This is a genomic window from Ruthenibacterium lactatiformans (assembly GCF_000949455.1).
GTDB classification, from domain to species: Bacteria; Bacillota; Clostridia; order Oscillospirales; family Ruminococcaceae; genus Ruthenibacterium; species Ruthenibacterium lactatiformans.
The window spans coordinates 36,338-48,611 of sequence record NZ_JXXK01000005.1 but is presented as its reverse complement, the minus strand read 5'-3'; the positions used below and the strand labels follow the sequence as shown (position 1 = coordinate 48,611).

The following is a 12,274-nucleotide window of genomic DNA, read 5'->3' as shown; positions in this document are numbered from 1 at the left end:
GACAGTTAGATGGCAACAAAAGCCGCTGCTAAAAAAGGCGCCCCCGTGCGTGGCAAACGCCGCGAGCGCAAAAATATTGAACGTGGCTGCGCGCATATCCAGAGCACATTCAATAACACCATTGTTACCATTACGGACGTGCAGGGCAATGCCGTGTCTTGGGCCAGCGCAGGCGGCCTGGGCTTCCGCGGTTCCCGCAAGAGCACGCCGTTTGCCGCGCAGACTGCTGCCGAGACGGCCGCCCGCGCCGCGATGGAGCATGGCATGAAGTCGGTAGAAGTTTATGTGAAAGGCCCTGGTTCCGGCCGTGAAGCCGCTATCCGTGCTTTGCAGGCCACCGGCTTGGAGGTAAATATGATCAAGGACGTTACCCCCATTCCGCATAACGGCTGCCGCCCGCCCAAGCGCCGCCGCATTTAATTGAAGGAGGAAAAACAATGGCAAGATATACAGGCGCAGTTTGCCGCCAGTGCCGTCGTGAGAACCAGAAGCTCTTCCTGAAGGGCGACCGCTGCTACTCCGACAAATGCGCGCTCGCCCGCCGCAGCTTCGTGCCGGGCCAGCACGGCCAGAACCAGGCCCGTAAGAAGGTCTCTGAATACGGCCTGCAGCTGCGCGCGAAACAGAAAGCAAAACGCTATTACGGTGTTCTGGAGAGCCAGTTCGCCCATTACTTTGAAATGGCCGAGCGCAAATCCGGCATCACCGGTGAGAATCTGCTTAGGATCCTTGAAAGCAGACTGGACAATATCGTCTACCGCGCGGGCTTTGCGATGAGCCGCAAGGAAGCCCGCCAGCTGGTGCTGCACCGTCACTTTACCGTGAACGGCCAGACCGTGAACATCCCCTCCTACCTCGTGAAAGAGGGCGACAAGGTCGCCGTCCGCACCACGGACTGCGACAAGATCAAAGAGTGCATCGAGAAGAACAGCGCCCGCCCCGTGCCTGCGTGGCTGGACAAGGACGCTGAGAAGATGACTGTCAACGTCACGAAGCTGCCCGAGCGTGCCGACATCGATTTCGACATCGAGGAGCACCTCATCGTCGAGCTGTACTCCAAATAATCCCCGTGATCCTCATCACCGTATGCGAACATTTTGGCAGGCGGCGTGCCGCCGCCTGCCTGAACTAAGGAGGGTTTTAGAATGATGGAGATTGAGAGACCCAAGATCGATACCGCCAGCCTTTCCGCAGACGGCCGTTACGGCAAATTCGTCGTGGAGCCGCTGGAGCGCGGTTTCGGTACCACCTTGGGCAACAGCCTGCGGCGTGTGCTGCTTTCCAGCCTGCCGGGCGTGGCAGTCACCAGCATTAAAATCGACGGGGTAGTCCATGAGTTCTCCACGATCGAGGGCGTGAAGGAAGACGTTACCGAGATCGTCCTGAACGTCAAAGGCATCACCGCAAAGCTTTATTCCGATACCCCGAAAACCGTTCGCATCGAAGCGAGCGGTGAGGGCGAGGTAACTGCCGGCAGCATCCAGCAGGATGCGGAGATCGAGGTGCTGAACCCTGATTGGCACATTGCGACCCTGGCGGACGGCGCGAAGCTCATCATGGAGCTTGTGTTCGACAAGGGCCGCGGTTATGTCCCGGCGGAACGCAACAAGCAGGCTGCGGAGCAGGCTTCCCTGAACGCTCTGCCTGTCGACAGCATCTATACCCCTGTACTCAAGGTGAATTACACGGTGGAGAACACCCGCGTGGGCCAGATTACCGACTACGACAAGCTGACGCTTGAGGTCTGGACGGACGGCACGATTAGCGCGAAGGAGGCCGTGAGCCTTGCCGCGCGTATCATGACCGAGCATCTGAACCTGTTCGTCACGCTTTCGCAGGAGGCGATGGACGCCGAGATCATGGTGGAAAAGGACGACAAGGGCAAGGAAAAGGCTCTCGAGATGACCATTGAGGAGCTGGACCTTTCCGTGCGTTCTTTCAACTGCCTGAAGCGCGCCGGCATCAATACCGTGGAAGACCTGATCAACAAATCCGAAGACGAGATGATGAAAGTGCGCAACCTCGGCCGCAAGAGCCTTGAGGAAGTTATGGCGAAACTGGATTCCCTCGGCTTTACCCTTACAAAAGACGACGAGTAAACTGCAAAGGAGTGAAATGGGATGCCCGGTACAAGAAAACTTGGCAGAACCAGCGACCACCGCAAGGCGATGCTCCGCGCTATGGTGACTTTCCTGTTTGAGACAGGCAAGATCGAGACCACGGCGACGCGTGCAAAGGAAGTGCGCGCGATGGCGGAGAAGATGGTGACCCTCGGCAAGCGTGAAGACCTGCATGCGAAGCGTCAGGTGTACGGCTTCATCACGAAAGAGAGCGTGGCAAAGAAGGTCATCGACGAGATCGGCCCGAAATACGCCGACCGCGACGGCGGTTACACCCGTATCATCAAGACTGGTGTGCGCCGCGGCGACGCCGCCGAAATGGCGATCATCGAACTGGTTTAAGTTCTGTTTAAAACATCCCCCGTGCAGGAAATCGGCACGGGGGATGTTTTTATTGATTACGGAAACCACCGGCTCTGCCGGTGGAGGTGTCCCGTAAAAAGCTTTAGCTTCAAGCATCGAGCGAAGCGAGCTGCTAACAGAAAGCTTTCAATAATAGAAAGCTTCCGTTAGAACAGCAATCGCCCATTTACGGGCTGTGGGGCAAGTTATGCAAGCGAAATAAATTTCAGTGCGTCTTAAGACGCTTGTCGGTAATAGGCTCTTATAGAGCCTACTCAAGCCACCAGCTTAGCTGGTGGTTATGACTGCGCAATAAAAGCCCCGTCCTGACGGCCATATGGGCCGGAGCGGCCGCAGGCCATTTTTTATTGCCCCGCAATAAAAAAGCTTATCCCGATGGCCGCGGGCCGGGGGCGGCCCGCATGGCCTGAAAAATAGCCTGCGGTTATTTTTCAAATATTGCTGCACAGCGGATATACAGCCTTTACCATCCTGCAATATTTGGCCTTTGCGCGCTGCGGTGCGAAAACTTTTACATGTTTGGACAGGTAGCAATGGCCCCTGCGGTGGCGGGGGCTGTCGTTTTATGATAAAATGTAGAAAATCGGGAGCGGGGAAGTGCGGATATGGCGGGCATCGGCAAAGTAATGGACGAAGTAAAAAAGGCTGTGGTGGGTAAGGATGCGGTGCTGCTGCGTGCGGTGCTGGCCATCCTTGCGGGCGGCCATATTTTGCTGGAGGATGTGCCGGGCGTAGGTAAGACAACGATGGCGCTGGCTTTTTCCAAGGCGCTGGGCCTGCGCTATAACCGTATGCAGTTCACGCCGGACGTGCTGCCCTCAGATGTGACGGGTTTCTCTCTTTACAACAAAGCTGTGGGGAAAATGGAATACCAGCCCGGCGCCGTGCTGTGCAACCTGTTCCTGGCCGATGAGCTGAACCGTGCGACCAGCCGCACACAGGCCGCACTGTTGGAGGCCATGGAGGAGGGGCAAGTGACCGTGGACGGCGTAACGCATGCGCTGCCCCGCCCTTTTATCGTTATTGCAACACAGAATCCCGCCGGAGCGTCGGGGACGCAGCTTTTGCCGGATTCCCAGATGGACCGGTTTATGGTGAAGTTGTCCCTCGGATACCCGGAACCGCAGGATGAGCTGCGCATGCTGCGCCGGAAACAGAAGGGCAATCCCCTGGATGGCGTGCAGCAGGCTCTGGACAAGGCCGGGCTGGCGGCGCTGCGCGCACAGACAGACCAGATCTATGTGAGCGACGATGTACTGGACTATATTGTACGGCTCGTGGCGGGAACAAGGACCTTGCCGGAACTGGTACAGGGGGCGAGCCCGCGCGCCACACTGGCTGTGGCCGCTATGGCAAAGGCCGCGGCGCTTGCCCGGGGCGCGGATTATGTCACACCTGCGGATGTGCGGCGCATCTTTCACTGTACGGTGGCACACCGGTTGATCCCCGCGCCGCAGACAAGGGATGTGGACGCGCTGCTGGACGATCTGATGCGCAGTATAAGCGCGCCGCAGCTCAAATGAGGGTGTGGGCGGCGCGCGCGGTCTATGGGTTGGCGCTGGGCGGGGCCGTGCTGTTTTATTGCTTTTATTTCGGCCAATTGGCATGGTATGTTCTGATGCTGGCCGTCTGCCTGCCTTTGTTTTCCCTTGTGGTAAGCCTTCCGGCGATGCTGACAGCGGGTATCGTGCTGCACGCGCCCGCGGCGGTAGAGCGGGAAAAAACCTGTGTTTTACAGGTATATATGCTGGGATGGATGCCTGCCGCGCGTATGGAAGTACGTATTTCGGTGGAGGACCGGACGCATCCGGGCCAGGACTGTGCGCGGTGGCTTCACTTGCGCGGGGAGGCTCCTGCGGAATGGGAGCTGGACACTGCGCACTGCGCGGCACTGCGGTGCAGCGTGCGGCGTGCGTGGGTATATGATTATCTGGGCCTGTTCCGCCTGCCTGTGCGCAGGCCGGGCGCGGTCATTGTCACCGTGCGGCCGCGGCCCGTTGCCCTTTCGCCGGAGCCGCCGCTGCCGGGGGCCGTATCCGGCGGACCGATGAAGCCCCGGGTGGGCGCGTATGCCGAGGAGCATGAGCTGCGGCCCTACCGCCCGGGAGACCCTATGCGCACGGTTCACTGGAAGCTGACGGCAAAAACAGGAGAGATGATCGTCCGGGAGGCGCTGGTGCCCTGCCGGGCGCGCGCCCTTCTGCTGGTGGAGAGGCGGGGCGGCCCTGACGCGCTGGACCGGGTATTGGAGCATTTGTGCTGGTTGTCCGCGCGTCTGACGCAGCAGGGAGTGTCTCACACTGTGTTGTGGCCCGGTGAGAACGGCGTGGTGCACACGGCGCTGGTGGATGAGGCCGGGCAGTTGGATGCGCTGCTGTACCGTCTTTTGGCTGAACCGGCGGACGGTGCGGACGGCTGGGCGCCGGGTTGGGCGCCGCCGCAGGCGGAATGGAGCTATACCCTGCGCGCGGAAAAGGAGGCGGCGGATGATGCGGGATAAACGGCGAAAGACGCCCGGTATTTCGCTTTCTGCTGCGGGGCGGCATACCCGCCTTGCCCCGGGGCACGCCGGCGTCGGAAAAGCCGGGACGCCCTTTTGGCGCAGGACAGGCCGGCACAACGCTCCAAGAAAAGCGCCGTTGTGGAGCGCGCTTTCCAGCCTTTTGTTGTTGTGGCTGGGCGTGGGAGGAACGGTATTTGCCGTTGTCACAGGCTTTGACCTGCCGGTTGGGCGCGGAGCGGTAGCGCTGAGCTGTGCGGCGGTTCCAGCTGTTGTATGGTTTTTAGCGCTGCCGCTGCGTGCGGCGCGCCTGCTGCGCCTTCCTGCGCTGCTGCTGGGAGCGGCGCTCCTGGCGTCCGCAGGGGAAAACGCCCTGCGCGGTGCGGTTTTGACTGCACAGAATATCACACAGGCGTACCATGCATATTTTCCGGCGATCCCCGTGTGGTTTTCCGATGTGCCAATGACGTTGGAAAACCGTTCCCTGACAATATTTTTTTGTGCTTATGCGGCGATTTTGGCGGGGTTGCTGGGCGCGGCTCTGCTGTGGCAGCGTTCGGCTTTGTTTTCGGCCGCGCTGACAGTGCCGCCGTTTTGCCTGCCGCTGGTAGTAACGCAGGCTGCCGCGCCCGTTCCGCAGCTGATGTGCCTGTTGTTTTGGACGCTGCTGCTGCTGACACATGCGCTGCGGCGCTCCAGCCCGGCGCAGGCCGGCCGTGTTACCTGGGGCCTGTTGGCGCCCGCTCTGGCGCTGCTGCTGGGGCTGCAGATTTTTCTGCCGGACAGAGACTTTATCCGGCCGTCCTGGGCGGGCAGGATGCAACGGGACGTGATCGCTCTGGTGCAGGGAAATACGCCGTCTGCATTGCCGTGGCGTGCATCCTCCGGCGGCGGACTGCGGCTGGAGACAGCAGGCCCCCGTGTTTACACAGGCCGTACAGTGCTGCGGGTGGAATGCGGAATTGACGGTGTGTTTTATCTGCGCGGCGCGTCCGCCGGTGATTATACGGGCCGTGCATGGAAGGATTGCAGCCTGGGTGCGGTGCAGCTTGCGGCGGAGGGCACAGAGCCTGCGCCGCACCCGCTGCAGTTGCCTGCTCTGAACCTGGGGGCGCTGGGCGGCGAAGGCGAGCAGATGACGGTGACAAGCGTCGGAGATGGTACGGATCTGTGCTATCTGCCGTACTATCCTTTGGCTGTGCCGGGGATGACATATGTTTCCGATGGCAGTGTGACGCATGATTTGGACACGCAGAGCTGGATAACGGAATTTTACGGCGAATATTGGCTGGCGGGCGTACCGCCGGATGAGCAGGAATGGACGGAACAACGGATCCATTTGGAACTGCCGCTGCTGCCGGAGCTGGAACAGCCGGAGCGCTTTTATAGAGAGGCCGTCTATCGGGAATATACCGCGCTGCCCGCGGATACGGCGCAGGCAATGCAGGCGCTGGCGGCGAGGGCGGGCATCCGCACCGACGGCGGCACGGCAGAGACAGCCCGGCAGGTGGCGCAATACATCGGAAGTGCGGCCCGGTACAGTCTGGATACGCCTGTCCAGCCGCGGGATGAAGACTTTGTGCTGCATTTTCTGACGCAGTCCCGCCAGGGTTACTGCGTGCATTTTGCCTCGGCAGCAGCGGTTATGCTGCGCGCGCTGGATATCCCGGCACGGTATGTGAGCGGTTATGTCGCTGTTGTACAGGGCGGTAGGGCCGATGTGCCGGACAGCGCCGCCCATGCATGGGTGGAATATTATCTGGACGGCTTCGGCTGGCTGCCTTTGGAAGCGACGCCGGGTTTTGCGCGCGAAACCAGTGTGCTGCCGGAGGCATTGCTTTCCGGTGAAGGCGTGCCGGAGAACGGGGAAAGCAATGCCGCCTCCCGCGACACTGCGTCATCCGAAACGGAAGGACGAAAGGAACAGGGAGCAGACCCTGCGGTGAACGGCCCGGACCGCGCGCCGGGAACAGAACGCTCCGAAGAGGAGCCGGGCGGGGCCCGGCCGGACACGTCGGGGCCGGCGGCCGCGGGGGCGGATTCGTGGCAGCTGCCGGTGCAGGCGCTGTGGCTGCTGGCGCTGCCCGCATTGGCGGCTGCCGTATGGCTGCGCCGCCGCCTTGTGTTGGCGCGCAGGGCGCGCAGGATGCAGGGCCCTGCCCGCAGCCGGGCGGCGCTGGATACGTGGGTCTATCTGGAACGGCTGTGCCGGGGCGCTGCGCCGCCGCCCGCGCGTCTGAGGGAACTGGCGGAAAAAGCAAAGTTCAGCAATCATGTGCTGACACCGGAGGAGCTTGGGGCGCTGACCGAATATGCCGGCCAATGCGCGGCCCGACGGGAGAAGGAGAGCGGGCCGCTGCGCCGTTTTTGGGAAAAATGGATCTTATGCCTGTATTGACCGCAAAAAGAAAGGAGAAGGCTTCGGAATGGAGCATGAGCAAATTGCAGCGCAGGTGAAAAAGCTGACAGGGAAGAACAACGACGCCGCATATGCAGCCCTGTGTACGCTGGAGGCGGAAAGTGAAGCTTCGGCCGCGGTGTGTGTCTTTTGGGATGCTTTTGCGGCAATGCTGGACGATAAACGCACTTATGTACGCATGCGGGGCATGGTCCTGCTGGCATGCAACGCACAGTGGGCGGGCCCTGAGCAGGTAATGGAGATGCTGGAGCGGTATCTTGCCCACATCACAGACGAAAAGGCGGCCGCTGCACGCTGGTGCGTTCAACGGCTGCCCCAGTTTGCAGCAGCCTGCCCGGGCTGCTTTCCGCGAGCCAGACAGGCGCTCCTGTGCGCGGACCTTTCCCGTTACTCCGAAAGCATGGCCTCTTTGCTGGAACGGGATATTCGCGCCGCTCTGAAGCGGCTGCCGGAGAAATAAAACAGAAAACGCGCTTTCCCCAAAGCGGATGTCCGTTTCAGGGAAGGCGCGTTTTGGGTATGAGCGTTCAGCGAAGCACGTCGGCATATTCCGGATGCTGGCCGAACCATTTTTTTGCATAGCTGCAGGTGGGGATGGCTTTGCGGCCCGTTTCGCGCAAAGAGCGGGCGATGCGTTCCATCATCTGTGCGGCAACACCCTGCCCGCGCAGCGCTTCGTCGACGAAGGTGTGGTCAATGTTTACAACGCCCGGCGCGAATTCAGGAAAAGTGGCCTCTGCCAGCAGCTGGCCCTCCTGCACATATGCAATACGGTTTTCCGTCAGAATGAACGGCATACAAATCACCTCTCTGTCCATAGTATAGCACAAATCGCGCGGAACTTGACAATTTTTTATTTGTGTAATATATTATATAAAAATGTAATATATTATATAAATTCAGAAGGAGACTTTGCATGGAGCTGAAAAATTATCCCGCACCCTATGTGCTTTTTGGCTCGCTGCTGGCAATGGGAAACCGCCTGCAAGCCGCCGGGGACCGGTTTTACGATGAGATCACGACAAAGCAGTGGTTTGTGCTGGCGGTGCTGGAGAACTTTTCAGCTCCGCCAACACTGGGCGAGCTGGCGCGCGGTGTGGGAAGTTCGCATCAAAACGTGAAGCAGCTGGTTTTGAAGCTGCAGCAAAAGGGATATGTGGCTCTGGCGCAGGACGGGCGGGACGCACGCAAGAACCGCGTGCACCGAACCCCAAAGTGCGCGGAGCTGCCGGAAAAATACGGCGCACGCCAGCAGGAATTCATGCGGGCGCTGTATACAGGCATCCGTGCAGACGAGGCTGAACAGGCTGCCGGAGTGCTGGCCCGTATGCTGCAAAACCTGGAGAAGATGCAAACGGTGGAGGAGGGGTTGGAATGAAAACGCTGGTGGTATACCGTTCCCATTATGGCAGTACACGCCGGTATGCTCAATGGCTGGCACAGGCGCTGGATGCCGATGCTGCGGAGGAAAGGCAGGCGGACGCGCGCCTTGTGCAGAACTATGAATGCGTGATATTTGGCGGCGGCCTGTATGCGGGGAGCATTGCCGGCGCTGCGCGTATGGCAAAGTTGTATGGTGCATTGCAGGGGAAACGTCTGGCAATGTTTACAGTGGGGCTGTCGGACCCGAGCGACCCGGAAAATGTGAAAAAGATCATGCAGGATGCGGCCCGGGCCTTTACGCCGGAAATGCTGGAGAATATCTGCTTTTTCCACCTGCGCGGCGGGATGGATTACCGGAATATGAGGCCTGTACACAAGGCGATGATGGCAATGCTGAAAAAAATGCTGCTGAAAAAACCGGAGAGCGAGCGCAGTACGGAAGAAAAAGGGCTGCTGGCCGCATATGACAGGCCGGTGGACTTTACAGACAGGGCCGCGCTTGCCCCGCTTATCGCCTGGTGCAGGGACGAAGCATAACGCCGTCGGGCCGTAAGCCAAACGGAGCGACGGCAGAAAATGAAGGGCCATAGAATTGGGGCGAAACAGAAAATCGGGTTAACGGTGAGTTTTGTGGGAACAGGAATTGTGATATGTGGCTTAAACGGTGCTGGAAAGAGTACATTGGGAAAAGCGCTTGCTGAGAAATTGGATTTTTATTTTATAGATAATGAAGATCTGTTTTTCCCTAAGACAGACCCAAATTATATCTATGCTTCTCCACGCACGCATGAGGAGACTGAAAAAATGCTTTTCCATGCGATTAAGGTACATGAAAATTTTGTTTTTGCTGCTGTAAAAGGAGATTATGGAGAAGCGATTTATCCCTTTTTTCAGTATGCTGTATTGATTGATACTCCAAAGGACATTCGGGTGCAACGGGTTAAAAAGCGCTCTTTTCAGAAGTTTGGCAATAGAATGCTGCCAGGTGGAGATTTGCATGAACAGGAAGAAAAGTTTTTTGAGTTTGTTACATCCAGACCAGAGAGTACGGTTGAAGAATGGATACAGCTATTAAGTTGTTCTATCCTAAGAATTGACGGAACAAAACCCGTTGAAGAAAATGTAGATTTTATCATAAATCAGATATAAAAAGTGTATTTCAGTTTATAACTGTCCTCCTTGCGCGGGCGCAAAAAGCACCATCTAAAGAATTTACTTTAGATGGTGCTTTTCTGTGAATTTTTAGGGACAAAATCCGATGCTCGTCATCTCTGCAGATGTGGGTTGATTACTTCTTTACGGAGAGGACTACAAACGGAGACTTTTTGCATTATCCCTGGGGGAATTCTTCCTTGCTTTCCAGCTTGCTGGCCACCGTGTGCGGAGATTCCCACACGCCGTTGGCGCAGGGCGTCTGCTCCTGCTGCGTGTAGTACAGCGGCGGACGAAGGTTGCCGTCCCGCAGCGCTTGCATGCGCTGTTGGGCGTGAGCGGGCAGCACAGCGCTGCCGTCCGTATGCCCCGTGCTTTTTTCGGGAGTGTTGTGCACATCGTTGGGTTTGTTGTGGACTTCTCCGTGATATAAACTGCTTAATATACTCATAGCAATATTTCGCCTCCACAGTTAGGATTCCCCCGAAGCCCGTGGATATGCGCACATCTGCGAAGGCTCGACAGTATTTTCCGTGAGGGTGAAGCAGGCGGTCACCCAAGCGTCCTCCGGCAGGCAGCCCCGGCCATAATCCTCCAGCTGGAGACCCAGGCGGTATGTGCCGGGAGTAAGCGCCGGGTACCACTCCAACGGAAAGCGGCCGGAACGTTCTGTTTCGAGCGGATCGGCTGTTCCGCAGAAGACGGCATCGCAGGGGACAGCCTCCCAGCCGCCATCCGTCCAGCGTTCCAGGCGGGGAATGAGTATGACGCCCAGCTCCAGCCCGCTGGTGTTGGTGATGGTGTAGGAGATAGAGCCGTCTCTTTCCGCAAGGCCGGACGCATCGGAAGAAGCTTCCCCAGGCGGCGGAAGGCTGTCGGCGGACAGCATCAGCGTCACGGCACCCTCCGCCAGCAGGATCGACCCGTCTTCCGCAGGCAGAGCGTCGGCGCTGGAGGCGGAAATGCTTTCGTCCATGGGAGGCCTGTCGCCGAATGCGGAGGCGGAAGCCGCGCCTTGCGGCGCGCATGCAGCCAGCAGCAAAGCAGGGCAAAGCACACAAGCTGCAGCGAATGTCGTGCGTTTCATGGAACTGCCCTCCCGGTGTACTTTTGTACGTTTATTTGTATTTGGGCGGTGTGGACGGCGGAGCGTCTTTGCCTGTTTCAGCCTCATTGCCGTTCTGCGGCGTATAGTCGGCGGGCGTGCGGGGTGCAGGAGCCGGGCGGCCGGCCAGCCTTTTTTTATGAAGGCGGACGGCCGCGCGTGCGGCCGTCACGGCCACTGCGGCCAGTACGGCCAACACCAGCAGCGTGGGCAGCGCAGCGACAAAGCCCACGGCAAAGTCCTGTGCACCGTAGCCGAAGTCGCGCCAGCTGCGGCGGAAGGCGTCGGATACGCGGTCGCCGAACGTCTCGGTTTTTTCGGTGATCTGCTTTACCTCCTCTACCGTTACATCTACGGTAGAATAGGAGATCAGATCGTCATAGGTGCGCTGCTGGGCGGTATAGCTCTCGATCTGGTACTGCACTTCTGTGAGCTGGTTCTGGATGGCGAGCAGCGTTTCCAGATCACCGGCCTGCTCCATCATCGCGTACAGGCGCTCCTCCTGCAGCTTCAGGCTTTTCAGGCGGGCCTCCACATCCACATAAGCGCTGGTCACATCCTGGGTGGATTCCTGCTTGCTCACCAGGTTGCCGGCGCTGCCGGCGCCCTCCAGAAAGACGCTGTATTGCTCTGCCGGGATGCGGAACTGATAATATGCGGTGCGGTATGCACCCTCGTAAGCGGGCGTATCGATGCTGGTGGAGGAGACATATCCGCCGCAGGACTGGGCGGCCCGCGCCAGCGCCGTACAGGTGGCGTTGAAGTCCAGCGCTTCGATGGAGAGCGTGGCGTTCAGGATGATCTTCCGTCCGTCCTGGGGCAGCAGATCCGCGCTGTTCTGCACGGCGTCGGACAGGTCCGAGGTCCCGGCCGCTTCGGCGGCGGTTCCGCCTGCATCCGCGGCATATGCCTGGGGCGCGCTGTCCATCGAGGAATAAGAAGCACGGGCCGCGGCCGTGCTGCTGGCCGCGCCTCCGCATCCCGCCAGAGAGGCGGCGAGCGCCAGTGAAAAAAGAATACTGAACAACGTCTTTTTCATCGAGTTCCCTTCCTTTCTGTGTCAGGTTCTGCTACTCTATATACGGCGTACAAGCCGCAGATATTGCGTCGGAACGATGTCAAATCGTTATCAAATTTGTAACAAGCGTGTATTTTTTGGCGTGCGCACTCGCGGCAGGGAGAAAAACATGCTATACTGGAACACGTAAAAAAACAGGGCGGGCGTGCCGTGC

Annotated in this window: 15 protein-coding genes; 11 read left to right on the top strand and 4 right to left on the bottom strand. The window is 58.9% G+C overall.

Going from position 1 to position 12,274, the window contains the following annotated elements; genetic code table 11:
* Nucleotides 1-9: 9 nt before the first annotated feature.
* The 8 genes from rpsK (at nucleotide 10) to TQ39_RS05105 (ending at nucleotide 7,862) form a co-directional block, all read left to right on the top strand.
* Nucleotides 10-420: a 30S ribosomal protein S11 gene (gene rpsK, locus TQ39_RS05140; RefSeq protein ID WP_009322263.1), complete on the top strand. Its 411-nt coding sequence runs from the start codon at nucleotides 10-12 to the stop codon at nucleotides 418-420.
* A gap of 17 nt (nucleotides 421-437) precedes the next feature.
* The gene (rpsD, locus tag TQ39_RS05135) at nucleotides 438-1,064 is read left to right on the top strand and encodes a 30S ribosomal protein S4 (RefSeq protein ID WP_009322264.1); all 627 of its coding nucleotides are present in this window, start codon (nucleotides 438-440) and stop codon (nucleotides 1,062-1,064) included.
* An 81-nt stretch (nucleotides 1,065-1,145) separates the two neighbouring features.
* Entirely contained in the window at nucleotides 1,146-2,099 is a 954-nt protein-coding gene (locus TQ39_RS05130; protein ID WP_009322265.1) for a DNA-directed RNA polymerase subunit alpha, read from the top strand.
* A gap of 21 nt (nucleotides 2,100-2,120) precedes the next feature.
* A complete protein-coding gene (gene rplQ / locus TQ39_RS05125; protein ID WP_009322266.1) occupies nucleotides 2,121-2,462 on the top strand; it encodes a 50S ribosomal protein L17 in 342 nt (113 codons plus the stop codon).
* Between the two features lie 626 nt (nucleotides 2,463-3,088).
* Nucleotides 3,089-4,006, top strand: a complete 918-nt coding sequence (locus TQ39_RS05120; RefSeq protein ID WP_050004795.1) for an AAA family ATPase — start codon at nucleotides 3,089-3,091, stop codon at nucleotides 4,004-4,006.
* Nucleotides 4,003-4,983 (top strand): DUF58 domain-containing protein, encoded by a 981-nt coding sequence (locus TQ39_RS05115; protein WP_082052124.1) that lies wholly within the window; start codon nucleotides 4,003-4,005, stop codon nucleotides 4,981-4,983. The genes TQ39_RS05120 and TQ39_RS05115 overlap by 4 nt, the downstream gene beginning before the upstream one ends.
* Nucleotides 4,970-7,381, top strand: a complete 2,412-nt coding sequence (locus TQ39_RS05110; protein ID WP_050004793.1) for a transglutaminase-like domain-containing protein — start codon at nucleotides 4,970-4,972, stop codon at nucleotides 7,379-7,381. Before TQ39_RS05115 ends, TQ39_RS05110 begins: the two co-directional genes overlap by 14 nt.
* 28 nt (nucleotides 7,382-7,409) lie before the next feature.
* A complete protein-coding gene (locus tag TQ39_RS05105) occupies nucleotides 7,410-7,862 on the top strand; it encodes a hypothetical protein (protein WP_009322271.1) in 453 nt (150 codons plus the stop codon).
* A 67-nt stretch (nucleotides 7,863-7,929) separates the two neighbouring features.
* Here the strand turns inward: TQ39_RS05105 and TQ39_RS05100 are convergent, their stop codons facing one another.
* Nucleotides 7,930-8,199, bottom strand: coding sequence for a GNAT family N-acetyltransferase (locus tag TQ39_RS05100; RefSeq protein ID WP_009322272.1), 270 nt, complete (start codon nucleotides 8,197-8,199; stop codon nucleotides 7,930-7,932).
* 119 nt (nucleotides 8,200-8,318) lie between these two features.
* On the opposite strand from TQ39_RS05100, the gene TQ39_RS05095 reads away from it, so the two are divergent.
* From TQ39_RS05095 to TQ39_RS05085, 3 genes are read left to right on the top strand one after another with little or no spacing between them, the layout of a single operon-like run.
* Entirely contained in the window at nucleotides 8,319-8,780 is a 462-nt protein-coding gene (locus TQ39_RS05095; protein ID WP_009322273.1) for a MarR family winged helix-turn-helix transcriptional regulator, read from the top strand.
* Nucleotides 8,777-9,322 (top strand): flavodoxin domain-containing protein, encoded by a 546-nt coding sequence (locus TQ39_RS05090; RefSeq protein ID WP_009322274.1) that lies wholly within the window; start codon nucleotides 8,777-8,779, stop codon nucleotides 9,320-9,322. Before TQ39_RS05095 ends, TQ39_RS05090 begins: the two co-directional genes overlap by 4 nt.
* 39 nt (nucleotides 9,323-9,361) lie before the next feature.
* The gene (locus TQ39_RS05085) at nucleotides 9,362-9,934 is read left to right on the top strand and encodes an AAA family ATPase (protein WP_208489924.1); all 573 of its coding nucleotides are present in this window, start codon (nucleotides 9,362-9,364) and stop codon (nucleotides 9,932-9,934) included.
* A gap of 181 nt (nucleotides 9,935-10,115) precedes the next feature.
* Here the strand turns inward: TQ39_RS05085 and TQ39_RS05080 are convergent, their stop codons facing one another.
* Genes TQ39_RS05080 through TQ39_RS05070 form a run of 3 tightly spaced genes read right to left on the bottom strand, consistent with a single transcriptional unit; the run spans nucleotide 10,116 to nucleotide 12,081 of the window.
* The gene (locus tag TQ39_RS05080) at nucleotides 10,116-10,388 is read right to left on the bottom strand and encodes a hypothetical protein (RefSeq protein WP_133303730.1); all 273 of its coding nucleotides are present in this window, start codon (nucleotides 10,386-10,388) and stop codon (nucleotides 10,116-10,118) included.
* Between the two features lie 21 nt (nucleotides 10,389-10,409).
* A complete protein-coding gene (locus TQ39_RS05075) occupies nucleotides 10,410-11,024 on the bottom strand; it encodes a hypothetical protein (RefSeq protein WP_050004791.1) in 615 nt (204 codons plus the stop codon).
* A 31-nt stretch (nucleotides 11,025-11,055) separates the two neighbouring features.
* The gene (locus TQ39_RS05070) at nucleotides 11,056-12,081 is read right to left on the bottom strand and encodes a DUF4349 domain-containing protein (protein ID WP_050004790.1); all 1,026 of its coding nucleotides are present in this window, start codon (nucleotides 12,079-12,081) and stop codon (nucleotides 11,056-11,058) included.
* Nucleotides 12,082-12,274 lie beyond the last annotated feature (193 nt).